A 25,621-nucleotide genomic window follows, 5' to 3' on the forward strand; every position below is an offset into this window, starting at 1 on the left:
ATTTTGATATTATGAAGATTACCGAAACTGCTGTTAACCGTCCTGTAGCTACTACTATGGTATTCCTGATTATCATAGTACTTGGTGTTATTTCATTTCGCTATCTACCCGTTGACCTTCTTCCTCCGGTCGAATATCCCCAGCTTACCGTTGCAACAGATTACCCTAATGTTGGTCCCGAAGAAGTGGAAAAGATTATCACTGAGCGAATAGAAAACGCGGTGGCCGGCGTACCTGGTGTAGAGCGCGTACGTTCTAGTTCAGAAGAAGGCGAAAGCCAAGTAACACTTGAATTTGCCCAAGGCTCCGATATTGATGTTGCCGCTAACGATATTCGGGCCGTACTTGATCGTGTCCGTGATGAACTCCCTCCTGAAGCAGAACCTCCGCGCATTTGGAAGTTCGATCCGAATAACTTTCCCATTGTCATTGTGGGTGCCAATTCCGACATGAACCTGCAAAAACTAACGCAGGTTCTTGATCGTGAAATCACCAAACGGTTTGAACAAATTGCCGGTGTAGGATCCATAGGGATATGGGGCGGCGTTTACAAAGAAGTACATGTATCACTAAAACGAGATCGGCTTATCGCCAGTGGACTTTCTTCGGCACAGGTGCAGCAAGCCATTACCAACGAAAATATTAATCTCCCGGGTGGTAATGTGAATTCTGGCGTACAACAATTATATGTACGAACGCTCGGAGAATATGAGTCCCTCGACCAGATTGCGAATACCATTATCTCTGTAATTGACGGCAAGCCAATTAGGGTGAAAGATGTAGCCGAAGTTAAATGGGGCTTTGAAGATCTGAACCGGCTAGTGACTATTGACGGTAAGCCCATGGTACGTTTTGGCATCCGAAAACAAACCGGCGCTAATACCGTAGCAGTAGCAGAAAGTATACGCGATGAGATCGACCAGATCAACAGTGAGCGCAGCGACATGCAACTATTTGTTACAACCGACCAAAGTGAGTTCATCCAAAACTCCATTGACAATGTGAAAAGTTCTGCTATCTGGGGAGCCCTGCTGGCCATTTTTGTACTCTACCTGTTTCTGCGAAATGGGTCTTCGACCTTCATCATTGCCTTGGCAATACCCATATCTATTATTGCCACTTTTGCACTGCTCTATTTTAATGGACTTACCTTAAATCAAATGAGTTTTGGCGGCTTGGCTCTGGGGGTGGGGCTTATTATTGATAATGCCATTGTAGTGCTTGAAAATATTATACGACTTAGGGAAGAGCGCGGAAAAGATCTCAAAAACAGTGCCCTTGTAGGTACACGCGAAGTGGGCGGCGCCATTGTTGCTTCTACTATCACCACCTCTGTTATCTTTCTGCCCGTCGTTTTTATGCAGACTATTTCAGGAACCATCTTTCAGCAGCTTGCACTTGTTGTCGTTTTTGCCCTGGTATGTTCGCTCTTTGTGGCCCTTACACTCGTTCCCATGCTGTGTAGTAAATTCTTGACTGTTCAACCCGAAGGCTCGGATAAAGCTCAGCAAAAAAGTTGGTTCCAGCGATTTTTTAATAAACTAGAAGAGCGTTATACAAACCTCATCGAATTTACCCTTTCCAAGAAACCTTTGGTTTTTACTTCTGCTGCAATACTTGTTATTGGATGTTTCTTGGTCTTGCCTACAATTCCGGTAGAACTAGCTCCACAGTCAGATGCCGACGAAATTGATATCGATTTCATGATGGCTGAAGGCACAAATATTGCCGTACAAAATCAGTATCTGCAAGAGCTTGAAAAAGTAGTGCGGGCTAACTTGCCCATGGAAAACGTCGAACACCTTACTACCGATGTGCGCGACGGACGGGCCGAAGTTGAAGTTGCTATGGTTGAAGCATCAAAGCGCTCTCAAAGCACCTCTAAAATTGCAGATCATCTACGTGAACAAGTATCCGGTACTATTCCCGGAGGCGATATCCGTGTGAGTGCCCAGTCGGGACTCTGGATTCTGCGACGCCTGTTTGGATCCGGTGGCGGAGAAGAAGTAGAACTCCAGCTTCGTGGTTACAATCTGGATCGAGCAAAAAAGATCTCTCAAAATATTAAACAGCGAATGGAACAGGTCCCCGAGATAAAAGGCGTACGCATCGGACGTCGAGAAGGGCAACCGGAAGAAAATATAACCTTTAACCGCGAAAAAATTGCAGATCTCGGTCTTTCAGTCAGCGAGGTTGCCCGGATCGTCCAAACGAATGTGGGAGGCAGCCGTGCCGGATCGTACCGTGAAGAAGGAGATGAATATCCCATTACGGTACGCCTGCAGCCCGAGGATCGGCTCAGCACCACAGACCTTGATAACATCTCCATAAGGACATCCAACGGAGGGGTAGTACCCATTTCGGCCATTACCTCTCAAACTAAAGGACGAGGCCCCACCGAAATTGAACGCGTAAACAGCCAACGCGTATCTTATATTTCAGCCAACCTCAAAAGTGGAGTAGCGCTAGGTGATGCAGTAGAGAAAATAAAAGCTAAACTTACTGATATGCCGCTGCCTGAAGGATTCTCCATTGTTTACAGTGGGCAATACGAAGAACAACAGGAGGCAGCTTCCGACTTTCAACTTTCCATTATCATGGCGCTGATCTTAATTTATATGGTAATGGCAGCTCAATTTGAACGGTTCTTTGACCCATTGGTGGTTATGGTTTCGGTACCGCTGGCTATAATCGGAGTAGTACCTACCCTACTGCTTACCGGCACTACCATCAACATGCAGAGCATGATGGGTATGGTAATGCTTATTGGGATTGTGGTGAACAACGCCATTGTCTTAGTAGATTATATCAATCTGATGCGCCGCGAACATGGTATGAAAGTACGAGAAGCCGTTATTTATTCTGGAAAACTACGCCTGCGACCCATTCTAATGACAACACTTACTACTATTTTAGGACTGTTACCGCTTTCTTTTGGGGTAGGAGCAGGAGCGGAAATACAAGCTTCACTAGCACGTGTTGTTATTGGTGGGCTTACCGCTTCTACACTTATCACCTTGATTTTCTTACCGGTTGTATATGTTTCCGCCGAACATCTTATGAACAAAATCAGCAACAAAAGCTGGATGCCTTCATTGGGCACCGATAAAGATATAAATCCCGCCAAAGCCTAATTCCCACCCTTCATTTCTATACAATAAAAAGCCCGCTGATATTTTTAGCGGGCTTTTTATGATTGAAAATTAATCTTTGTCAAAATCATTAGCCTATACCATTGCAGCATTGCAAAGACCATCATTGCAATACTGCAATGTCAACTTGATTTCAGCCCTTGACCAGTACCGAGCAAAATATTCCCTCCTGTTATAAATAGCCTCTATTAGCTTCAAACACCCTTTTCATCGGAAACATAAATTTATTTCTCCATTTTGCTTTATCTGGAACGGATGTTGTAATAGCACTAGTAGATGCAACAATTGATAATCATTAAACCTTAAAATTCAGGTGTTTACCATGAAAACCTTACAAAATATCATAAAACAGATCGTACTAGTACTCGTCGGTATATTTGTAGTTGTGGGTACCTCCTCTGCTCAAAAATTAGACAGAGACCTACAATACTTTACATCTCCCGACCAGCGCGGATTAAACCAGTTTGAAGCCCCATTTGAAACAGATGTAGAATTTGATGGCGTACACGTCAGAATTGGTGGAGCAAACACACTACAGTTCCAGGGATTATCCCAAGAAAACACGGGTAACCCTTATTATGCAGGAACTGATAACCAAGGTAATCCAATTTTCAAGACCTTGCCCAATCTCGAATCCAACTTTAACCTGGCTACTTCAAACTTAGATCTTGATGTAGGCTTAGGCAGTGGGATCCGTATGCACTTGCGTACATATTTAACCTCACAACACCACACAGAGGCGTATGTTAAGAGTGGTTATATGCAGGTGGACCGTCTTGATTTTATCCAGGAAGGCCTCTTAGCAGGTTTAATGGACAATCTCCGTATAAAGGTAGGTCACATGGAGCTTAACTACGGCGACAACCACTTCAGAAGAAGTGATAACGCTTTTACAACCCATAACCCCTTTGTAGGTAACTACATAATGGACTCCTTCACGACGGAAGTAGCTGGTGAGATCTATTATTATACTGGAGACCTATTTGGAATGGTTGGTGTCAGCAATGGTAAACTGAACCAATCTGTTACTGACAAAGCAGCTAGCGGTTTTAAAACACATGCTACCCTTTATGGTAAGCTAGGTTTTGACAGTCAGATCAATGAAGATATGCGATTCCGTCTAACGGGCTCCATTCTGAATGTAAGCCAATCTCCATCCATCTACCTGTATTCAGGTGACCGTGCAGGATCCAGATATTATTCTGTTATGGATGACGGCTTCCGTGCCGGACGATTTGCGCCTAGCTTCACTCCCGGATATGGACAGCCTCCAGCTGCCGGTGAAATGACGGCTTTCATGATCAACCCTTTCATTAAGTATAATGGACTTGAGTTCTATGGTGTATTTGAAAATACCAGCGGTAATATCGTAGGCAATGACAGCCGTACCTTTAACCAATACGGTGCTGAGCTTCTTTATCGTTTCGGTGCCGGGGAAGATTTCTACCTGGGCGGCCGTTATAACTTAGTGAGTGGAGAAATGACCAGCGGCGACATCGAAATCGACCGAATCAACTTCGGTGGTGGCTGGTTCCTCACCAAAAACGTACTGGCTAAGCTTGAATATGTAACACAATCCTATAGCGGCGACGGTTACACTGGATCAAAATATGAAGACGGTAAGTTTAACGGCGTCATGATGGAAGCTGTAATCAGCTTCTAAGCTACACCTGAAACAAAGCAACACAAGGGCGGATCCCCTAATCGGGATCTGCCCTTTTTTTGTTACATAATTTTTTGAAATAAAAGGAGGACACAAGACCTTCATCTGTTTCCGCTACTCTGCTGTAAAAACAGATATGATTGTTATTCCTTACATTTTGTGAGAGGAGGGTAAGCTGTTCTATTCTACTTAGAATACTTGCTTACCTTATGGATAAGCTCTGCAAACTCCATCGGCTTAATTATAAAATCATGAGCTCCTTCCGACAAGGTACGCTGCATGACTTCAATTTCGGCATAACCGCCCATCACGATAACACCTACTTCGGGGTAGGCTGATAAAAGAGAGGGCAGGGATGATGGTGATCGCACCAGTAGGCTGTCAATAAGGAGAATATCGACCGTTTCTGCTGCCAATATTTGTTTCGCCTCAGTCAAATCTTTTGCAATGAAACAGCAATAGCCTTCCTCTTGTAAGACAAGCTGAAAAGACTCTCGGATGGCCTCTTCTTTATCTATAATTAGGATACATTGCTGTTTCATATTCAGGATCTTTTATTGCATTCACCTTTATACCATGCAATTTTGAGGCCACTCTTTCCCAAGTGACCAAACTATCCTGAAAAACTCCCTTAACTTATAGTATTAGCATGTTCAGCAGGACTTTACGCATCATACTACCGGCCATACCCGTTTGCTAAAATCGTCTTTTTGCAGTACTGCAGTATTACAAATAATTCTGGTTGCAATACTGCAAATAATAATTTGGGCGGCGATAATACCTCCTTATTCGTTTTATAAATAGTGCCCTTTAGGCTTTTACAATGACCTTTTACAAAAAAGTATTGGCCAGAGTGAATTTTGGAACGATGGTTGCATTACTACTAACAGAACAATTAACCACCTTAAAAAAGAGGCTATTATGAAATCGATCATAACCATACTCCTTCTCATGTTTACGTTGGGCGGGACAGTTCAGGCACAGAATCAAAACTTAACGCTGATGGATAAAAGCACCATGCAAATTGATGGAACATCTAACGTCCATGACTGGACAGCAGATGTCACTGAGTTTTCAACATCCATCACTATGAATAGCGATACGATGGATGCCGGCGCCCCTGCACGGCTTGTAAAATCCTTTACACTAACCGTCCCCGTAGACAAGATCAAAAGCGGTAAGGGCAGAATGGATAAAAAAATTCGTGGAGCACTCAAAGAAGAAGAGCATCCAACCATTAACTTTTCATTGTCGTCTGTTGATAGTACGTTATCATCTGATAGTACAGCCACTGCTGATAGTACTCGGACTGTAACTACGAATGCCACCGGAGAGCTTACCGTATCCGGAGTAACACGCAACATTACACTGCCCGTAGAAAGCATGTTGACCGAAGAGGGATCCGTTAAGTTTATGGGTAATTACGAACTTAATATGAAAGATTACGATGTTGAACCACCTTCTGTTATGTTTGGTGCCATCAGTAGCGGAGAGAAAGTCACTATCACTTTTGAACTCTTTTTTGCTAAAAAATAATCGTGATGCATCCTGCTTTACATAAATCAGTTAATGTCAGCAATGTGGTCGGCTTGTTAAGTCTGATCACATTGCTATTTATATCATCATTAACGAACGCTCAGACTATCCCCGGAACCATCGCTATTGACGATGGAGCTAAGATATGGATAGAAGGTACTGCCGGTCCGGTCAACTTTCGTTGTGAGGCCCAGGAAATATCTGGCAGTGGAATCATCAATAACACGATAAATCCAAAAGCTTCTGTTCAGGATAGCGGCAAAGTTCGCATCTCAGTTTCACTGCCTGTTACTTCTCTGGACTGCGGTAAAGACGCGATGAATGCCGATATGTATAACGCATTAAAAGCGGAACAGCATCCTCAAATATCATACAAACTGCTTGAGGCTACGCTCACTGATGGTGAACCCTCAAATGGGTGGTTAAACATCTATACACAGGGTGTTATGGAAATTGCAGGTGTGCGCGATACAACAGAGATATCCATTCGAGGCAAAGTTATCGGTGAACAGCAGTTTAGAGTCACTGGTGATAAAAAGATACACATGGATACCTATGACATTGAACCGCCGAGTAAAATGTTTGGTCTTATTCGGGCAAGTAAAAAGCTACGGGTTCTGTTTGATGTGACGGTTACCCTGCAAGATAAGGGACAATAATTCTCTCAATCAGACAATTCCAGACGCTCCATTTTGCGATACAGCGTAGAAGGATCGATGCCCAACAGACGAGCCGCCTCCGATTTATTGCCGTCCGTCCGTTTTAGCATACTCTTGATATGATGCTTTTCAAACACCCGCACAGCTTCTTCGAGACGCTCGCTATCCATATCTATATCCTCAGTACCAGACACATTACGGATGGCTCCGGGCAAATTTTCAAGCTGCAGGTATTCATGATCGCTCAACAATACCGCCCGCTCTATCACATTCTCTAGCTCTCGGACCTCTCCCTTCCATTCGTAGGCCATCATAGCACTCATCGCCTCACTTGTAATACCTTTCAGATTTCGTTTAAGCTCTTTATTGTACTTTTTAAGAAAGTGATGAACCAACAGTGGTATATCATCCCGCCGTTGCGATAGCGGAGGCAAGGGTAGCTCTACTACATTCAACCGGTAGTACAGATCATCGCGAAAGTTTCCTTTTTCCACTTCCGCCTCCAAGTCCTTATTGGTGGCAGCAATAATGCGGGTATCAAACGATACCATATTATTAGCCCCTACCGGTTTTACTTCGCGCTCCTGTAATACACGCAGCAGGTTTACCTGAAGGTTAAGCGGTATTTCAGCCACTTCATCCAAAAAGACCGTACCGCCGTGGGCAGCTACAAAAATGCCTTCTTTATCAGATGAGGCTCCAGTGAACGCTCCCTCCCTATGCCCGAATAGTTCCGACTCCACTAAATTTTCGGGAATGGCTCCACAGTTAATTGCCAAAAAGGGTTTTTTTGCTCTATCCCCATTCGAATGGATTGCCCTGGCCACAAGTTCTTTGCCGGTACCGCTATCGCCGGTAATAAGCACATTACTGGTAGCCCCACTCACCCGCTCAACCATCCGATACACCTCTTTCATGGGCTCACTTTCACCAATAATATGATTAAAGTTGTACTCTTGATCGATCTGCTCACGCAAATACTTATTTTCCTGGATAATATCTTTTTGCTCCAGTAAGTTTTCTATGCGGATAAGCACCTCATCAAAATCCAGGGGCTTTAAGATATAGTCTGCCGCTCCCTTACGCAGTGCCTTAATGGCGGTTTCGACAGTAGCATGTGCTGTTATAATAATTGTCAAGGTTTCTGAAGAATGCTCCAGTGTGTGTTCCAGCACCCCCAACCCATCGGTATTAGGCATTTTTAAATCCGATATAACAATATCAAAACTACCTTCATCAATAGCCGCAATGGCTTCATCACCATCCTGCACAGCTGTACACTGGTAGCCTTCTTCTTCCAGAATAATCGTCAACGATTCCCGGATTCCGACCTCGTCATCCGCTATCAAAATTGATCTTGCCATATACTATTCTATTGGTAATTCTATGATAAATGTAGCACCTTCGCCGGGCGTGGACTCAACCCATATGTTACCATCCATTTTTGTGATGATACCATGACTTACAGAAAGCCCCAAACCAGTGCCGGTACCTACTTCTTTTGTTGTAAAGAAAGGTTCAAATATACGACTTTGATATTCTTTTTTTATGCCTTTTCCATTATCAGAAATAGTAAGTTGCACGGTGGAATTTTCTCTGCTTGTAGCCACTTTTATGCGCGGATTTTCTGTTTCTTGCATCGCATCAACAGCATTTAACAACAGATTTACCAATACTTGGTGAAGTTGATCGGGCACGCATGAAATGGCCGGCAAATCACTGCTGAGGCTAAGCTCAAAATCAACATCCCGGCAACGGGCATCATGTCGTAACAAGCCCACGGCCGAATTTATAATTTCATTTATCTGCACATGCTCGGTCTCCATACTCGAGGGACGAGAAAAGTCCACCAGATCTCGGACAATCTTATTAATCCGCTGAATATGCTCCCGTACTTTTTTAAGCTGATCTTGCAAAAAATCATCATCGGTTTTGCGTTGACATACCTGCACCAGCGATGAAATTGCAGTTAGCGGATTTCCAACCTCGTGCGCAACGCCCGCTGCCATATGTCCCACAGTAGCCAAACGCTCTGACTGCTGGATCTGCTCTTTGCGCATTTTTACCTCAGTAAGATCGCGCAGAATGAGTGACTTCCCCACAATCTCATCATCCCAATTTCGAATAAACGACTCGGTTAGGTTTATCAGCTTGGTCTCTCCGTGCTTGGTAATCCGTTCCGTCTCATAATTCCAGCCGTGTTCTTCCCCGTTTTTACCAAATGTATTGGCTTCACGATCCTCACTTAGATTATCCGGTATGATAACTTCGATAGGCTTGCCAATCACTTCTTCCCGATCCCATTCCAGCATTTCTTCTGCACCTCGGTTCCAAGAGGTGATCACTTGCTCATTATCAATTGTGATAATGCCATCAGCAGAATGCTCAATGATATCGCGGTGCCGCATTTTTGTAGCTTCAAGCTGGTCCTCATAATATGTCCGGTAATTATATACTGTCCACGCTGCCCAGACCATAAGAACCAACGCAACAGTCACACCACGGCTAAAATAGAGCCAGCGCATAGTCTGCAAATCGGCGTTGGTAAGCAACGTTTGATTCACAATTTCAAACGCACCGAAAAATAGCCCCAGAAGCAACAATGAGGTAAACAACAGATACCCCATGCGAGCCTCCCGAAGAAAACGAAGAATTTCTTTCATTCCGTGATTTTAGATAATTGTTCTACATATTAAAACTAGCAATTACCAGCTGCCAAGCAAATCCTGAATCAGCATCATTTGGCCAATATCATAAACATACCTTTGTAAAACCTAGCTTGGTCATCCTGAATTCAGTTCAGGGTCTTGGTTCAGACGCCCACAACTGCATGTGAGATTCTGAAACAAGTTCAGAATGACAAGGTGGAGATAGTTTTGTAAAGTCCTCTTCAATTTAAAAACCCGCCAGCTACGGCGGGCTTAAATTTTACTGCGTCAAGTTAAGCCTATTCCTCTGGCTGTATGATCATATCTTCAGCTTCATAACTGCCTGCTATAAACCAAGCACCACCGGCCATAACTAAATCTTTTAACAGCATTGTCATGCTTGGCTGCATTTGTCCATTGATAACGCTTGGTAGATGAATACTTAGTACATAAATAAGCAGCAGCACACCCAACAAAATACAGGCTAGCCGTGCTTTTGTTTCAATAATAATACTTACACAGGCAGCAAGCATAGCTACTCCGGTTAAATAAATCCAGAATATTCCACCTGGGATGGGTACCATTCCAGCCATTTGGCTGCCATTTATAAAATGGAAAAGCCCAAAAACACCAAACGGCAGTGCATACATATATCGACCAATTGTAGAAAGCATATTATAACATCCTCATAGTTTTATTACGATTAAACGTACAATATAATGAAATTTAATTCAATGTTAAACTAAATAGGTTTTGTACAACTTCGGTGAGGTATAGCCAAGAACAAGAACCTGTTACCAGATACCCATCATTCGGCGAATTTGTACAATTTGTCCAATATGATAGGCATTGTGATCTACAATAAGCATGGCCTCCCGGAATAGCGTCTGTCCGTCACCGTGGGGAAGCGGCTTTCGAAGATTATTCTTGGAATCTCGAATCAGCGCTTTCATTTCTTCGATACCATCCCGAATTGCCCGAATCGACTGCTCAAATGTTTCTTTGTCAGGCGGACTGCTATGTTCCGGCCAATAATCATTGGGCCAATCCAATTCTTTATAGTCGGGATTCCTGCAAAATTCAAGGATATCAGCCTGTGCAATGCGGATGTGATCTATAAGTTCCCAAATGGTATGTGGCACACCCTCTACTTTTATACCAGTCTGCTTATACGAAACTCCCTGTACAGCCTGATCAAAATCTACATGCGCTTGGTTACCTTCGAGCTGTTCAAGAAGTAATTCTCGAACGGTTTTCTGGGCTTTCATACAGTAGGCTTAACTTTTGATTAACGAGGTAAGCTATTAAAAATAAGTGAAAGCTGGAATAACTACTCAAAAGAAAGGAGTAAAAACAACAAAAGACCTGCGATTGCAGAGCTTTTTTCGATCAACTGTTTGTAATATACGAGGTTTACCCTATACAGAACAAGTAAATATTACAATCACTAACTAATCTATAACAAATAACAATTAATAGCATATAACATTTACTTAATAGGTCAATATTATTAGTTTTACCTTTCAATATTTTAGAATTGTATGGTTATAAAAAACTGATTTTGTGCATTATGCCCAGACAAGTTGGTGATCTTACTCTTTATTCTGTGGATGACTTACACGAACAGCTCGGCCTCAGCAAGATGACCATCCGTACGTATTTGCGGGAGGGTAAAATCAGGGGACGCAAGCTGGGCGTTAAGTGGTATGTTACTGAAGAGGCCCTGCGTGAGTATTTTGGTGAGCCGCCCCGACAGCGAAAATCAAAAGCTCAAACAAAGCCCCAAAATTATCGCTATGTTATAAAAGGCATTAACGACTTGGTCAGCGAACAAGAAGAATGTTCTACTATTGAAGAGGCTGTCAATTGTATTAATGACCAGGCAATCATCAGTTTATTCCAGGTTGCCATTATAGACCAGCAAACAGATGAAGTTGTTGAACTTATTAAGGCACGCGATTTTTTAGATCGCCATCAGTAATCAGAACTAACGATCATTAATATTTCATTACTTATGCTCGATAAAGAGAATACTAAACTCGAGATTTTTGGATTCGGAGATGAAGAAAATGACGAAGACAGTTTTTACTGCCTCGTTAACCTTACAAAAAGCCCTGAGGGCATTGATCTTGAAAAACTATCGAATGCTGATCCACGGAAGTTTGATGAGGTGCTCAATGAGATGGGCTGTATCTTACTGCTGCGCGGCGACGAAGTGGAAGAGCTCATCGAGCGCGGCGATATTTCGGATTCAAACCTGCATAAATCACTGTACGATTTAGCCGTAGAAGAAGGAATTATACAGTAAGCAATTAGCAGTAGGCAGTTTCCCATTAAGGGCTGCCTATCGGAAAAGGTTTGTGCTGCTGCCACCAGTGCCAAGTTCTAAGCAGGGCAATAATCGTTTTTCCATCCGTAATTTCACCTTGGTGTACCATCTCTATCACTTCGGAAAAGGGCATCCGCTCCCGTATCACAAATTCATCCTCATCCACCTGCTGCTCAAAACTTGCAATATCCCAAGCGGCATAACAGTGAATAACCTCATCCGAATAACCGATTCCGGGATAAAAATGCCCCACATACGCAAATGATCGACAGGCCAAACCCGCCTCTTCTTTAAGCTCACGCTCGGCTGTTGAGCCGGCTTCTTCATTAGGATCAATCTTTCCGGCCGGTACTTCGTAAAAAATCTGCCGCACCGGGTAGCGAAACTGTCGCACCAGCATTACATCTCCATTTTCAAAAACCGGCACTACCGCCGATGCCCCAGGGTGTTTAATCCATTCCCGGGTAGATGTACCGCCGTCGGGCAATCGGACTTCATCAAAAAAAACGTGGAGCAGCCGGCCGTTAAAAATCTCTTTTGATGAGAGAGGGCGTTCTACTAGTTTTCCGGAATCGTTCATAGCCATATTTTTTGTATCTTTACGTTCATCAGTTTGCGCTCGAATAATAACAAAGATATTGGTTTCCGTTGTCTGAAACATTCAACATCGATCAGCAGCAGTTTGAGGTAAAGCAAGACCTGTTCACATGGTCGAACCTGATCTCATTTTCGCGGATTCTCGTGGCCTTTCCCATTGTGTGGCTACATTATACCAACGGGCAACAAATTACCTGGCTGATTACGGTGCTGGTTTTGTACGGCATTCTGTCGGATTACCTGGACGGGTATATTGCGCGCCTTACCCACCGTGTTACCGAATGGGGGAAAATTTTAGATCCCGTGGCAGACAAATTCTGCGCTTTTTTCCTCTTTTTATATGCCGTTTATATTGATATTATCCCGCTCTGGTTTTTCCTCGTTGAAATTGGGCGTGACCTGTTTATTGTGGGAGGATCTCTGTATATCCGCAAGCTGCGCGGCAAAGTGGCCATGGCGGTAATGTCGGGCAAAATAAGTGTTAATGTGCTGGGATTGTACTGGCTGTCGGCTTTTTTCTTTCCCGATGCCTACGCCGCTCACCAAATGCTGATGGGGGCATCGCTGGCACTTATGTTTTTCTCCTTCTTTGATTATCTTTATCGATTCAACTTGATCCTTAAAGGCGTAGAATTTAACTAGGTTTATTTTAAAAAACTGGCAAAGTCTCCCATGAGGGGAGTACTCTTCCGGCTTTCAGGAGAAGAGTTTTTCACACCTGCAAAGATGCTGCCCCCAAACAATCGGGACAGGATGACATTTTAGTTTTTAACAGTTAGAAGTATTTATGGGTTTTCTCGAAAAAATAGGTCTCAAGAAAAAAGAAAAAGTCGAAAAGGGCGTCAAAAAAAGCCGCTCCGGCATCATGAAAAAGATCGGCAAAGCCGTTGCCGGCAAAGATACAGTAGATGCCGCCGTACTCGATGAGCTGGAGGAAATCCTTATCACTTCCGACGTAGGTGTTTCAACCACCATCGAAATTATCGATCGTATTGAAGCTCGCGTAGCAAAAGATAAATACCTGAACAGCGATGAGCTACAGCGTATTCTACGTGAAGAAATTATCGGCCTGCTTAAAGATCATAATCCCGACAAACCCGCTGAGTTTGACGCCGAATTTCCCCAAAAACCGCACATCGTGATGGTTGTGGGAGTAAACGGAGTAGGGAAGACGACCTCCATCGGCAAGCTGGCTCACCTCTACAAAAAAGCAGGCAAAAAAGTAATGTTGGGAGCTGCCGACACTTTTCGCGCCGCCGCTGTTGACCAGCTTAAAATCTGGAGCGAGCGCGCCGATGTACCCATCATTCAGCAGGGACAAAATGCCGACCCGGCGGCCGTTGCCTACGACACGGTCGAATCTGCCAATGCCAAGCAGGCTGATGTTGCACTGGTCGATACAGCAGGACGTCTTCACAACAAAAAATCACTGATGGAAGAACTGGCCAAGATCAAGCGCGTAATGGGCAAGGTCGTGGACGGCGCTCCCCATGAAGTACTGCTCGTACTCGATGCCTCTACCGGCCAAAATGCCATGCAGCAAGCCAGAGCCTTTACCGATTTTGTGGACATTACAGGGTTGATACTCACCAAGCTTGACGGTACGGCCAAAGGAGGGATTGTAATTGGCGTTTCCAACGAGCTGGATGTACCGGTTAAATATATCGGGGTGGGTGAAGAGATTGAAGACCTGCAGGTGTTTGACCGTGAGCTATTTGTAAACTCGATGTTTGCTGATTAGTAGAATAAAAAAAGGCCATGCCGCTAAGCATGGCCTTTAAATAGTTAAAAAATAAAAACCAAACTTACACTAGCTCTCTACAGTTGAATCATCGTCCTCACTTGTTCCAGTATCTTGGTCTGGCAGTGCTGCAATAACTGGTGAAAACGGTTTGCTTTCTTTGAACTTGAACATAATGATCTCCTGATTTTATTGTAATTAATGATGAGTGCACTCCTTGAAGCCGAGTACTGTTTTAATATTCTATAATTTGGAGCCAATGACAAACTTTTTAAATTGTGGTGTGCTTTTGTGACGTTTAAATTATTAGAAAATTGGGGTTATAATATTGCAGAGTCCCTCAAAAGGGACCTTGTCATACCTTAATAACTACATGGCATTTGGGATACGGTTTTAGAATAACCAGCAGATGAACAGGCTACAATTTTTCTTACCTTTTACTCTGTTTTTGCTTATTCCCCTTTCGGGAATGAGCCAGAGCCTACAACTGGCGGACTCCCTATACCAGACCGGCCGAGAATTTGACAAGAACGGCAAGATGCAGCAGTCCGAATTTTATTATCACGAAGCCTATAATATGTATAGGGAATTCCAGGACACTGCATCATGGCTGAAGGCCGGCAAGGAATACGCCAGCGCCATGATGTGGCGTTCAAAAAATGAACAAGCCTTAACACTCTACCAAAAACTCCTTGCTGTTGATCATCCCGCCAATGACGCTTACAATCGCGGGGACTTATACAACAGTATGGGATTGGCTTCTAGACGCAAGGGAAATCTTGATCAGGCCAATCGCTATTACCAAGAATCACTCCCGTTTTCAAAAAAATCCGGGGACAGCCTTCTTATTGGCGTTGTGTATAGCAATATTGGAAAAGTACAACAAGCCAGGGGACATTATTCAAAAGCAATGCAGCGCTTTAAACAATCCCTGCCTTACCTCCGCGGTATAAATCAAAATCGTAATTTTGCCACCTCACTTAGCAATATTAGCAGTATTTACGAAGAGTTGTCCTTGTTTGATAAGGCCTTAGAATATGTTAATAGAAGTCTCGAAATACATAAAGAAAACGGCAATGTCTATGAATTATGTAGCAGCTATAATCAATTGGGAAGTGTGCAACAAAGTTTGGGAAACTACGACCAAGCCCTGATTTCGTATAATAAGAGTCTCGACTACAGCCACAAGGCCGGCACCCCAAAACAAACGGCGAGCACTCTTAATGGTATTGGTCTTTTATATAAACGGCTGGGGAAGTACGATAAAGCCCTGGACTATTACCGGCAGAGCCTGACAATAAAAAAAGAGACGGGCAATCCGGGTTCTGTTGCAACCACTACCAATAATTTGGGTCAACTGCTGTGGGATCAGGAAAAATATGACGAGGCTGACAAGTATTTTCACAAAGCCTTAGCGTTACGCAAAAAAATAGGGAACCCTTATAAAATTTATTATTCCCTAAATGCGATGGCCGGGATGTATCTCGTCAAGCAAGAATATGAAGAGGCCAAAAGTTATGTGGACCAGATAAAAGCCATTGGGGATTCCACTGATAACTACAATATGTTAAAGACAGCCTCTACTTATTTGGGACGTATTACCTCCGCCTCAGGCAACAACCAATTGGCAATTCATCACTTCCAAAAAGCGTATGCCTACAGCAAGTATCTATCTACGGGCGACCAACTGCCACCGCTTAAAAAGCTAGCCAAGGAGTACCACAAAATAAATTCCGACAGTGCTCTTTTTTACGGGGAAAAAGCCATAAACATCGTTGAAAAAAAGCGCTCCAATGCAGGAGCACTTTCGGAGCTCAAATCCGGTTTTTTTGGACAGCACACAGACTTCTACACCGAGATGGCTTCATGGATGCTCACGTACACCCAGGACCTGTCGCGCGCCTATAAGCTGGTGGAGCAGGCCAAAGCCCGGTCGCTCAGTGATGAACTGGCACAGGCATCACAAAATATTGACCAAAAACTGCCCGAAAAAGTTCGGGTGGAACGCAGGGAAAAACAAAATCAGATTGACCGACTTTACACAAAGCTCGAAAACGCCGACAACTCTAAACAACGATCCAACATTGAGGATAAAATACGATCTAAAGAACTAAATTATGCGGCCTATGAGAATGAGCTTCACCAAAAGTATCCCGAGCTAAAATCTCTACAGTCACCCGAACCTATCAGCCTGCAGCGTGCCCAGTCGTTGACAGATGACCAGACAGCCGTGCTCGAATATGCCGTTGCAGAAAACCAGCTTATCACTTTTCTGATTACGCCCAATGAGATACGCGCCGAGCAGGTTTCACTCTCCGGCGATGAGCCGCTGGGCGAACAGCTAACCAGTTTAGTTGGAGATTTTAAGAGTGCTATCCTTTCGAATGCTCCGCGCTCGCAGCTTCGGTCGCAATCCGCCAAGCTATATAGCAGCCTTATAAAACCGTTCGAAAAAAACCTTAAGCGCATCTCTAACCTGATTATCGTCCCGGACGGGGCACTGGCATACCTGCCATTCGAAGCCCTTTCGCGCGGCGACCAATACTTAATTGAACGGTTCAACATCAAGTACGAACCATCACTCACCAGCCTGAATTTGCTTAAAGAATCGGAAACGCCAGACCGGCAGGGTTTACTTGCCGTAGCAGGATCGAACTTCTCAGAGCAAAACAGCCGCCAGCGTTCTTTTCAACAGTCTAATTTGTCTGGCCTCCCTTCAACCCTGATGGAAGTTGACTCTATTGCTACGAAGTTCAAAGAGGCGGCTATCTTAAAAGAAGATGAGGTATCAGAGCAGCGGTTCAAAGAAATGCTCGAAAAGAACAGGTACCGCTATATCCACATGGCTACCCACGGTATCATTGATGAAAATAACCCCAGCCGAAGTGGGTTGACGCTTTCCGCTAAAAGAAAAATAACGGCCTCATCAAAAGAAGACGGCATGCTGCGCAGTTCCGAAATTTTTGGGCTTGATATCGATTCGGATATGGTGGTACTCAGCGCTTGCAATACCGGGCTGGGCAAAGTAGTTAAGGGCGAAGGCATTTTAGGTATGCAGCGTTCGTTTTTCTACGCCGGCACTTCTACCGTAGTTGTTAGCCTCTGGAATGTATATGACCGCTCTACGGCATCGTTCATGAATGAGTTTTATAAGGCTCTTGTCAACAGCAAACCCCAAGAGAGCTGGACCGACAGCATGCTCCGCTGGGTTGGATGGAATGAGTCTATTCCTTTTGGACAAAAAGCCTCAGCCATGCGCCAGGCAAAACTAAAGATGATTAAGCATCCACTTTTTAATCATCCGGTTTACTGGGCTCCTTTTATTGTTGTGGGACGATAGGATCCTCTTTTCTTTCTGCTCTTTTAAGAAACTATATGGAGATATCATTCTATTCTGTCTTCGCTTGTGGGAATAGTCAGCACCTGCCTGGTCTTTGCTCTCGTTTTTGGGGATTTTCACCGTCGTTGGCATCAATATGATTACAGCACAGTAACCCCAATTTCTTAGTAAGCGTAGCTAAATAATATTGCGCTACTCTTGCATTCGGGTCCAGTTCTCAATTTCAATAAATTGGGTTTGACCATCCTTCAAATTATAGACCAACCGGTCCGACAACGCTACATCATCTGAGGTCTTCACTAACAACGAAGAAGCAATAACAATACGAGCATTGATAACAACGGTAGAGTCTGTCTTCTGTGTCATCTTCGGTTTAGATGACTTGCGCTGATTATAGATAACAGAGGAGGGCGATGCACTATCGGGCCAGTTTTTAACAGTCAAGGTAATATCAACTCCTTTTTCGGGCACATCAGAGTTTTGCTTCGGCGGATCCGACCATTTGGCGTATTTAGCAGTTACAATCTGCATTTCTGGTTTTTGCGTAGTATGTTTAGTGGAAGAGCAGCTAACAACGGCAAATAACAACAGTAAAAAACTAACAATGCTCGTTTTCATAACATAAGATCTTATTAATTAGATGCATCTATTAATATAACCAAGATATTTCAACGTACTAACTTAATGAATGTGATATGAAAAAAGTAAGTATTTTATCTCTGGCATTCCTAGTTGCAGTCATTGTAACGGGCTGCGGGGATGATCCAACTAGCTCAGAGTCAGAAGACGTCTCCTCTAAAAAACAGTTTGTCTATAATGCAATGAACTACTGGTATTACTGGCAGGGAGATGTGCCAGCACTTGCTGACAATCGATTTTCCAACAATCAGAAGTTGAGCAGCTTTTTACAGGGCTTTTCTGATGCAGAGCAGCTCTTTAATGCCCTGCAATATTCCGAGGACGAATTTTCTTTCTTTATCGATGATTATGAGGAGTTCGCAGACCAACAGGACGGTATTAATGCAGCCTTGGGAGTAAATTATGGCTTCATCGGTTTTCAAAACAGTAACGATATTGTCGGTTACGCGCGATACATTATATCTGGTTCCCCGGCTGACGATGCTGGGTTACAACGGCTGGATCTATTTACGAAAGTAGATGGCACAGATTTAAATACAAGCAATTATCGTCAGTTGCTATCCGACAATTCCGCCCATACCCTAACGCTTGCAACGATTAAAGAAACTTCGCAGGGTGTTGCCTTTGAAGATTCAACCCAAAAATCAATCCAATCCGAAAAGGTGATAGAAAATCCAATCTATCTTTCTACGGTCATTGATACCAGCAATACCAAAATTGGATATATGATGTATAATGCCTTTCAGGATAATTCGCACCATGACCTGAATAGTGCATTCAATGATTTTAACAACCAAAATATTGATGAGCTTATCCTCGACCTACGTTATAACGGGGGCGGTACTATCTTGACAAGTCAGCTTCTTTCTAGCCTTATATCAGGGTTAGACAACTCTAGTAAGTTTGGTGAGTTTTCCTATAACCAGAAGCGATCTGATCAAAATGAATCCGTATACTTTCTAGATAAAGTCCCTCTACAAAACGGTGAAGGGGATTTTGAACGCAACGATCAGGGAGAGTTTGTCAACACAGAACCCATGAATGATCTGGGGCTCAATAAGGTGTATGTATTAACCAGCGGAGGAACCGCCTCGGCCAGCGAAGCACTCATCAACAGCCTTAACCCATTCATTGATGTTATTCTTATCGGAACCCAGACGGTCGGCAAAGACCAAGGGTCTCTTACCTTATATGATGCGCCTGAACCTTATCTCAACAAGGATAAGGCCAACCCCGACCACAAAAAAGCCATTCAACCCATTGTTTTAAAAATTGTGAATTCAGCAGGTGACGATTATCCCGATGGATTTACTCCCTCTGCCAGTAACAATATTAGCGAATTAACGGTTGAAAATATCCAAAAAAAGCCCGCTATCGGGAGTCCTGATGATCCTCTTTTGGGACGTGCTCTCAGTCTAATTACAGGGCAGTCGAAGTTCCAACAATCGTCACCTTCTCTGTCGGGCTCGCAAATGATGAAAGAGCAAAAGGACTTTTCGCCCCAGGGAATGTACCTGCTGCCTGAACAGGCTCAATTTCTGTTTGGAAACTAGGCACCAAGTCAGGGGTCCAACGGTTTTGAGGTTTGAAACAATACATGATGTATATTCTTTAAATAATAAAAGGCAAAGGAATGTTTATCATGTATAAGATTTTAACTCTTGCTCTTTTAGCATTATCGATGTTGTTTTCTTCGTGCGGAATCAACACGAGTGGCAATATAAACAAAGAGGTCACTTTTGAATTTCAAACAACGGGAGATGAGCATTTTTTTGCGCAAACAACCGACCAAGAGCTAATAAAAAGAGTACGTCAACAGCTTTCTCTGCCTCAGTCAGAACGAGATTTATTTATAAACGGAACTATAGCACGAGGACAAGAAGCTAATAATGGCTGGAGCTGGCATTTTATATCCAACGAGTGGGAGCTTACAGAAGCAGCCATCGAAGTTTGTGACGGGCGCCCCAGCATGGTAGAACAAAATATTGACTACTGGGTAGATGATGTGGGTCGTTTTTGCCCCTATAGTTCGTTTGTCGTTCGAGAAGTTTCTTCAAACTGACAGATGAGGTTTCTGTTTTAAGATATCTGCCAATAATCTTTCTGCTGCTATTGACTCAAAAAACATATCTTCTTATTTAACTATCGGTTTTCTTAATCCTAAAAATAACTACATAACACAATGAATACGCTGCTTAATAACAACATTTCCAGCGCACTGTTAATGATATTAGTGGTCACAATTACGGCTTGTGGCGGGAATACTAACAAGAAGGAAAAGACAAAGACTGAAACAAAACAACGGCCTTCCATTAGCCAAGCAGATTCTACTGCTACTCCTGATGCAAAGCTGAACATCAATACCGCATCGGGTGAAGCGTTCCAAAATATTCCCAATGTCGGGGACAATATGGAACACGAGTTTGAGGAGTATCGACCGTATGTGAGTATTCAACAATTCCGCAAAGAGATTGCCAAATATGTGGACTCAAGCCAGGTTGCGGCTTATGAGCAATATATTTTTGTGCCTATTCACCGCAATGACAGCGATGCAGCTACGGTAATGCAAATTCCGGGCTTGGATAAATCCGAAACGGAAGAGCTGCTTGCCAAACGTCCATTTGATAGTAATCAATCCTTTTTAGATTCGTTATCTTCATACGTTGATGAAGAAGAATTAACAACAGCTGAAAGTTACCTCAAGACCGAATCTGAATAGTATTTATGTCGGACCAAGTAACGCTACAGCGGCTGCGCCTTTTTCTACTGGGCGTGGTCGCTTTTATTTTTTTAATAACCCCTTTTGAACTTGTACTGCTCGAACATACCGAGGAGCTATTTCAATGGGTACCGTTTGTCGTTTCAGGGTTAGGATTACTGGCGATAGCCGGTGCATGGTTTAGTCCCGGTAAAAAATCACTAAGGATTTTGCGCTGGGTAATGTTGTTGGTAGCCCTAACCAGTATTGCCGGGGTCTATTTCCATTTTAGCAGCAACCTGTCTTTTACACGTGAAATAAACCCCTCTTTTTCATTTTGGGAATCTATTTGGCCCGCTATGAAGGGGTCTTCTCCATTGCTTGCATCGGGCATTCTTTTTCTGGCAAGTATTCTAGGCTTGGCGGCTACCTATAAACACCCAGAGATAAAAGAATAGTTGCATCAATCAATCTTGGATATTTTTCCAATTATTGAACCCACTAAATCATACTCTTTGTCTTCTGAGGTAAGCCAAACATTGCGCTATATATATCTTTGTATTTCTTTCAAGCGGCTGGACGGAGCTTCCGACAAACAATTAACGGGAAACAGTATCCCTAAATAGGTACAGTTCATACTGATTTTTTAACTCTCTTCATGTATAGCACCTGACTGTCATAAAAGAATTCTACAATAGGATTGTAACACTACCGGTGGGGCAGGAGTGTATTCACTCATGGATGGTTATTATTATTTAATAATGAATGTGGCGGATAAGTACAGTAGTTTCCAGTGCTTTATAAACTATTATTGCACTGATTTTTACGAATTGTATTTACAGGAAATTGCTTAATAAAAACGCATTATTATGAAGTTTGGCAGTGTTGACGATCCCGGACAAGTTGATTTTGCACTTCCGGAAGACCATCCTCAAACAGAAACTGTTCTCAATGAAAACGGCAATCCAGGAGATCTTGATATCTATGTGGGGTGTGCCAAGTGGAACAGCAAAGATTTGAAAGACTTTTATCCCAAAGGGACCAGTGATGAGCTAACCTATTATAGCAAGCAATTCAATTGTGTGGAGTTCAATGCTACGTTTTATAATATTTTTGATGAGGACCAGGTGAAGCAGTGGCATGACAAAGTACCGGCTGATTTTAAGTTTTTCCCAAAGGTAAATCGCTATATTAGTCACCTTAAGTGGCTAAATGATATCGAAGAGCGCACGGACGATTTTATCGATAGCATTGTGCATTTTAAAGAAAAGTTGGGCACCACCTTTTTACAGCTACGCGGTAAGTTTCGTCCGAAATTTTTTGACCGCGTACAAAATTTTGTGGAATACTGGCCCGAGGGCATTCCGCTGGCGGTAGAATTCCGTCACCCTGATTGGTTTGATGACGAAGGCGTAGCAAATGAGCTTTATGCACTCTTTGAAGAAAACAATATAGCAAATGTAATTACCGATACGGCCGGGCGTCGTGATCTGCTACATATGCGTCTCACCAATAATGAAGCGTTTGTACGGTATGTCGGGGCTAATCATCCTACCGACGTGTCGCGACTGGATGAGTGGGTAGAACGTCTAAAAACCTGGCGTGAGCAGGGGATCGAAAACATTCACTTCTTTGTGCACCAGAATAAAGAGAAGAAGTCACCGCAATTGGCTGCTCATTTTATTCACCAATTCAATGAAGTGATGAATACGGAGATGGATCTGCCGGATCTTAAGAGAAGTGAAGGACAGGGTGATCTGTTTTAGTTGTTAGCTGATAACAATATGGCAAACAATTACTGGGAAGCCCCAAGCACACACTGCTATCCGAGAAGTTGCCGTAATGCTTAAAAATCCTTCTTTGAGGAGAATGGCCCAATTCGTGTATTATTGAATTGGGTCGGGAGGTGTTATGCTAGTTCGGGAATTCTCCACCTTTCCTCAATCTACGACAATGTCTTTACATTTCTAGTGTTAATCTCTGATATCCAACTAACAAATTACCTTTCTTACATAACCAACCATACAGCTACAATCAGAAGCATAATCCCAAAAACAATATTTTGGGTCCGGATGGCTTTGTCCGATACAAAGAAGCGTGATAGGATATCTCCGCCAAGTATCCACAAGCTGTTGCTAGTGGCACCGGTTACCAAAAGGAGGATGGTCATTAGCCAGATTTCTGCAGAAATACTCTGACTATCAAGCATGACCGAGTACATCAGGATAAGCATAGTGAGAAGCTTGCCATTGAGGGCCGAAAGAATGAATTCGGATTTGAACCCTAGCTTTGGGGGCGTTGCATCACCAGTATTACTTTTCGGTGGGAGTAAAAACTTTACAGCAAGAAATAAAATATAAGCGGCTCCGGCATATTGTAAACCATCGACAATAAAGGGATAAGAAGAGATGAGAGTGTTAGCACCATAACCAATAAGCAGTGAATATATTATTGCAGGCAGGGTTAACCCAACGATAAAAGGCAGTGATTTTCGGTAGCCCTGGGTGGCCCCCAGCGAAGCCCCCATAACATTAGCCGGACCGGCACTTAATGTCATAGGTAGCATTAGCAGGAACCATTTCGCAAAGTTGAATTCACTAAGCATGACAGGTAGTACTATTTCAATTATTAGATTCTTGGTCGGCTTATCAAGGCTGATAAAAGTGAAGGGACGAGGAGCGTTATTACGCTTATTTTCTTTCCATTGAAGATATTGCTTATACATACAATTTCCATACGTCCGATATCCTTTTTGTAGTGTCTCTTCTTTGTACAAAAGAAGATCCTATTTGGGGCTTCAGCCGTTTTTCCGATGGTACATTTAAGACACAATACTACCCACAGTCTTCAGGTTAGAACACCTAAAAAAGATAAAAATAAAGTTGGTTTTTTGGACAGTTCTATAAGTACCTAACGGTCTGTCAGTTAGCTTTTCAACAGGTAGAAGACTCGAAAAAATAAAGACCAACAATTATATCCAGGTTTTTATTTATTGAGATCCACCGGACGACGGATAGGATGACAAGGGGTTGGGATTTTAAAAATTGGGGATCTGGAGGCCAAAGCTTGGGAAAAGTAGTTTGAGATAATGACTAATGTAGAAAAGCAATTCCTGATGTAAAACTATAAAGAGATCAAAATTTAGCTTTCCCTATGCTACATAGCCTTGGAGTAGTACTAGTGAGCTTTTTTGTTCCCAGCTTGCTGGTCCCGAACCCTAGCAGGATTGGGTAATTAACAATGGACACACCTAATAATAGCATATAGATATACTGAAAAGATACTTTACCAGACTTGGCTCATGGTTAATGTTGTTTTATCCAAAGGGGATAATCCAGTAAATATAAAGTAATGCAAAACCAGTGAGGAAAATAATACCACTCCAGCTAAGCCACTTGAGCCAAGGTTTAGGTTCGCAGTCAGCTGGCATATGTTCAGCTGTTACTAAGCGGTAATTAAGATATGCCAGTACCGGGGCCGTTAAGAATGAGAGCGTCGTTGCCAAGTCTACCATTAAGGTAAAAGAGTCGCCCAGAAAATAAAGCACACCCAGAGAAAGAGCTGATATGACTACGAGTAAAATTCGATATAGCTGAAGATTATCTTTTTCATCAAAGGTTTGGGGCATAAGTACTTCCAACATGCGCCGGCTCACCCGGGGATAGGCATCGGTAACGGTTAGGGTGGTGCTAAACATTGTTGTAAAAGCACAAATTACAATAATAACATAGGCCCAATTACCAAGACTTTCAGTGTAAAGACCAATAAGCTGGCTGGCAAAGACTGCACCACTGCTGGCATATTCTTCTCCGCTTCCGTACATCACCAGTGCCCCAAGCGCCAAAAAGCCCAGGGAAAGAAAAGCCGCACCTATATATCCGATATTAAAATCAAACAGCGACTCTTTGAGCTTCGGTTTGTAATTCGTTTGCTCTTCCCGCTCCAGTGTCCACAACGAATGCCAAGCTGCCGCGTCGATAGGAATAGGCATCCATCCCATCAGCGCAATCAAAAATGATACGCCTGCAACATCCCAGATGCTGGGGTAATAATTGATATGGCTTTGCGTACCGCCTTCAAACAACGCAGCAACAACAGCTACAATAGTGGAAACAGCCAGCACTGCCATAATAAGCTTAATGGCTCCATCGAGGGCCGAGTACTGTCCCGACATCAACAGGACTATACAAATGACCAACAAAATAGCACTCCATGCCAACGGTGACAGGGCAATACCGGTAAGTTCGGCTGCAAGACTGGCACTTACAATGGTAACGGCAGCCTGCACTGCAAACATAGTTCCGATAGTAAAAACCACAAAAATACCGATGGCCCATTTACCCAATCGGTCATACCCCTCAATCATACTTTCCCCTGTGGCTATGGCATAACGGGGGCCGTATTCCAAAAAAGGATACTTAAAAAAGTTAGCCAGCAAAACAGCCCAAACAAGTGCCCATCCGTAGGTTGCACCAGCACGAGTGGATTGCACCAAATGTGAAACACCAATAGCCGCTGCTGCCATCAATAGACCAGGACCTAAACTTTGTTTAATTCCTTCCCAACTACTTTGTTCTTCTTGATATTTGTCTTCAGCGATGTGATCCATTTCTTCCATA

At 43.2% G+C, this 25,621-nt stretch carries 23 protein-coding genes; 14 read left to right on the plus strand and 9 right to left on the minus strand.

The window, feature by feature from the left end:
• Positions 1-11 precede the first annotated feature (11 nt).
• Both LX73_RS06745 and LX73_RS06750 read left to right on the plus strand, forming a co-directional pair.
• Positions 12-3,134: an efflux RND transporter permease subunit gene (locus LX73_RS06745; RefSeq protein WP_148898725.1), complete on the plus strand. Its 3,123-nt coding sequence runs from the start codon at positions 12-14 to the stop codon at positions 3,132-3,134.
• Positions 3,135-3,474: 340 nt separating this feature from the next.
• Positions 3,475-4,815, plus strand: coding sequence for a hypothetical protein (locus tag LX73_RS06750; protein ID WP_211359378.1), 1,341 nt, complete (start codon positions 3,475-3,477; stop codon positions 4,813-4,815).
• A gap of 185 nt (positions 4,816-5,000) precedes the next feature.
• Here LX73_RS06750 and LX73_RS06755 read toward each other — a convergent pair whose 3' ends face one another.
• Complete coding sequence (locus tag LX73_RS06755) at positions 5,001-5,357, minus strand: response regulator (RefSeq protein WP_148898726.1); 357 nt, start codon at positions 5,355-5,357, stop codon at positions 5,001-5,003.
• Between the two features lie 379 nt (positions 5,358-5,736).
• On the opposite strand from LX73_RS06755, the gene LX73_RS06760 reads away from it, so the two are divergent.
• On the plus strand, positions 5,737-6,351 hold the full coding sequence (locus LX73_RS06760; RefSeq protein WP_148898727.1) for a YceI family protein: 615 nt from the start codon (positions 5,737-5,739) through the stop codon (positions 6,349-6,351).
• Between the two features lie 5 nt (positions 6,352-6,356).
• A complete protein-coding gene (locus LX73_RS06765; RefSeq protein WP_148898728.1) occupies positions 6,357-7,010 on the plus strand; it encodes a YceI family protein in 654 nt (217 codons plus the stop codon).
• A 5-nt stretch (positions 7,011-7,015) separates the two neighbouring features.
• On the opposite strand, the gene LX73_RS06770 is transcribed toward LX73_RS06765, so the two are convergent.
• The 4 genes from LX73_RS06770 to LX73_RS06785 form a co-directional block, all read right to left on the minus strand.
• Positions 7,016-8,374 (minus strand): sigma-54-dependent transcriptional regulator, encoded by a 1,359-nt coding sequence (locus LX73_RS06770; RefSeq protein ID WP_148898729.1) that lies wholly within the window; start codon positions 8,372-8,374, stop codon positions 7,016-7,018.
• A 3-nt stretch (positions 8,375-8,377) separates the two neighbouring features.
• Positions 8,378-9,673 carry a two-component system sensor histidine kinase NtrB gene (locus LX73_RS06775; RefSeq protein ID WP_148898730.1) on the minus strand — a complete coding sequence of 432 codons (1,296 nt, stop codon included), beginning with the start codon at positions 9,671-9,673 and terminating at the stop codon, positions 8,378-8,380.
• Between the two features lie 284 nt (positions 9,674-9,957).
• Positions 9,958-10,332 carry a DoxX family protein gene (locus LX73_RS06780; protein WP_148898731.1) on the minus strand — a complete coding sequence of 125 codons (375 nt, stop codon included), beginning with the start codon at positions 10,330-10,332 and terminating at the stop codon, positions 9,958-9,960.
• A gap of 120 nt (positions 10,333-10,452) precedes the next feature.
• Positions 10,453-10,926 carry a DinB family protein gene (locus tag LX73_RS06785; protein WP_148898732.1) on the minus strand — a complete coding sequence of 158 codons (474 nt, stop codon included), beginning with the start codon at positions 10,924-10,926 and terminating at the stop codon, positions 10,453-10,455.
• A gap of 302 nt (positions 10,927-11,228) precedes the next feature.
• Between LX73_RS06785 and LX73_RS06790 the strand changes: the two genes are divergently transcribed.
• Positions 11,229-11,639, plus strand: coding sequence for a helix-turn-helix domain-containing protein (locus tag LX73_RS06790; protein ID WP_148898733.1), 411 nt, complete (start codon positions 11,229-11,231; stop codon positions 11,637-11,639).
• Between the two features lie 33 nt (positions 11,640-11,672).
• Entirely contained in the window at positions 11,673-11,966 is a 294-nt protein-coding gene (locus tag LX73_RS06795) for a hypothetical protein (RefSeq protein WP_148898734.1), read from the plus strand.
• 25 nt (positions 11,967-11,991) lie between these two features.
• Here the strand turns inward: LX73_RS06795 and LX73_RS06800 are convergent, their stop codons facing one another.
• Entirely contained in the window at positions 11,992-12,648 is a 657-nt protein-coding gene (locus LX73_RS06800) for an NUDIX domain-containing protein (protein WP_246138185.1), read from the minus strand.
• On the opposite strand from LX73_RS06800, the gene LX73_RS06805 reads away from it, so the two are divergent.
• The 3 genes from LX73_RS06805 to LX73_RS06815 all read left to right on the plus strand — a co-directional run bounded on the left by LX73_RS06805 (position 12,636) and on the right by LX73_RS06815 (position 17,665).
• Entirely contained in the window at positions 12,636-13,226 is a 591-nt protein-coding gene (locus LX73_RS06805; RefSeq protein ID WP_148898735.1) for a CDP-alcohol phosphatidyltransferase family protein, read from the plus strand. The two genes, LX73_RS06800 and LX73_RS06805, sit on opposite strands and share 13 nt — an antisense overlap.
• 145 nt (positions 13,227-13,371) lie before the next feature.
• A complete protein-coding gene (ftsY, locus tag LX73_RS06810; RefSeq protein ID WP_148898736.1) occupies positions 13,372-14,325 on the plus strand; it encodes a signal recognition particle-docking protein FtsY in 954 nt (317 codons plus the stop codon).
• Between the two features lie 409 nt (positions 14,326-14,734).
• Positions 14,735-17,665 carry a CHAT domain-containing protein gene (locus tag LX73_RS06815; protein WP_148898737.1) on the plus strand — a complete coding sequence of 977 codons (2,931 nt, stop codon included), beginning with the start codon at positions 14,735-14,737 and terminating at the stop codon, positions 17,663-17,665.
• A 192-nt stretch (positions 17,666-17,857) separates the two neighbouring features.
• Here the strand turns inward: LX73_RS06815 and LX73_RS06820 are convergent, their stop codons facing one another.
• On the minus strand, positions 17,858-18,283 hold the full coding sequence (locus tag LX73_RS06820) for a hypothetical protein (RefSeq protein ID WP_148898738.1): 426 nt from the start codon (positions 18,281-18,283) through the stop codon (positions 17,858-17,860).
• 77 nt (positions 18,284-18,360) lie between these two features.
• Between LX73_RS06820 and LX73_RS06825 the strand changes: the two genes are divergently transcribed.
• The 5 genes from LX73_RS06825 (at position 18,361) to LX73_RS06845 (ending at position 22,768) form a co-directional block, all read left to right on the plus strand.
• Positions 18,361-19,857 (plus strand): S41 family peptidase, encoded by a 1,497-nt coding sequence (locus LX73_RS06825; RefSeq protein ID WP_148898739.1) that lies wholly within the window; start codon positions 18,361-18,363, stop codon positions 19,855-19,857.
• Positions 19,858-19,946: 89 nt separating this feature from the next.
• Positions 19,947-20,366 carry a BP74-related protein gene (locus tag LX73_RS06830; protein ID WP_148898740.1) on the plus strand — a complete coding sequence of 140 codons (420 nt, stop codon included), beginning with the start codon at positions 19,947-19,949 and terminating at the stop codon, positions 20,364-20,366.
• A gap of 120 nt (positions 20,367-20,486) precedes the next feature.
• The gene (locus LX73_RS06835) at positions 20,487-21,023 is read left to right on the plus strand and encodes a ComEA family DNA-binding protein (RefSeq protein ID WP_148898741.1); all 537 of its coding nucleotides are present in this window, start codon (positions 20,487-20,489) and stop codon (positions 21,021-21,023) included.
• 5 nt (positions 21,024-21,028) lie between these two features.
• The gene (locus LX73_RS06840; RefSeq protein WP_148898742.1) at positions 21,029-21,460 is read left to right on the plus strand and encodes a hypothetical protein; all 432 of its coding nucleotides are present in this window, start codon (positions 21,029-21,031) and stop codon (positions 21,458-21,460) included.
• A gap of 411 nt (positions 21,461-21,871) precedes the next feature.
• Complete coding sequence (locus LX73_RS06845) at positions 21,872-22,768, plus strand: DUF72 domain-containing protein (protein WP_148898743.1); 897 nt, start codon at positions 21,872-21,874, stop codon at positions 22,766-22,768.
• A 242-nt stretch (positions 22,769-23,010) separates the two neighbouring features.
• Here the strand turns inward: LX73_RS06845 and LX73_RS06850 are convergent, their stop codons facing one another.
• Positions 23,011-23,778: a LysE family translocator gene (locus LX73_RS06850; protein ID WP_148898744.1), complete on the minus strand. Its 768-nt coding sequence runs from the start codon at positions 23,776-23,778 to the stop codon at positions 23,011-23,013.
• Between the two features lie 540 nt (positions 23,779-24,318).
• Positions 24,319-25,611 carry an Nramp family divalent metal transporter gene (locus tag LX73_RS06855; protein ID WP_148898745.1) on the minus strand — a complete coding sequence of 431 codons (1,293 nt, stop codon included), beginning with the start codon at positions 25,609-25,611 and terminating at the stop codon, positions 24,319-24,321.
• Between the last annotated feature and the right edge of the window lie 10 nt (positions 25,612-25,621).

This window comes from Fodinibius salinus, assembly GCF_008124865.1.
GTDB lineage: Bacteria > Bacteroidota > Rhodothermia > Balneolales > Balneolaceae > Fodinibius > Fodinibius salinus.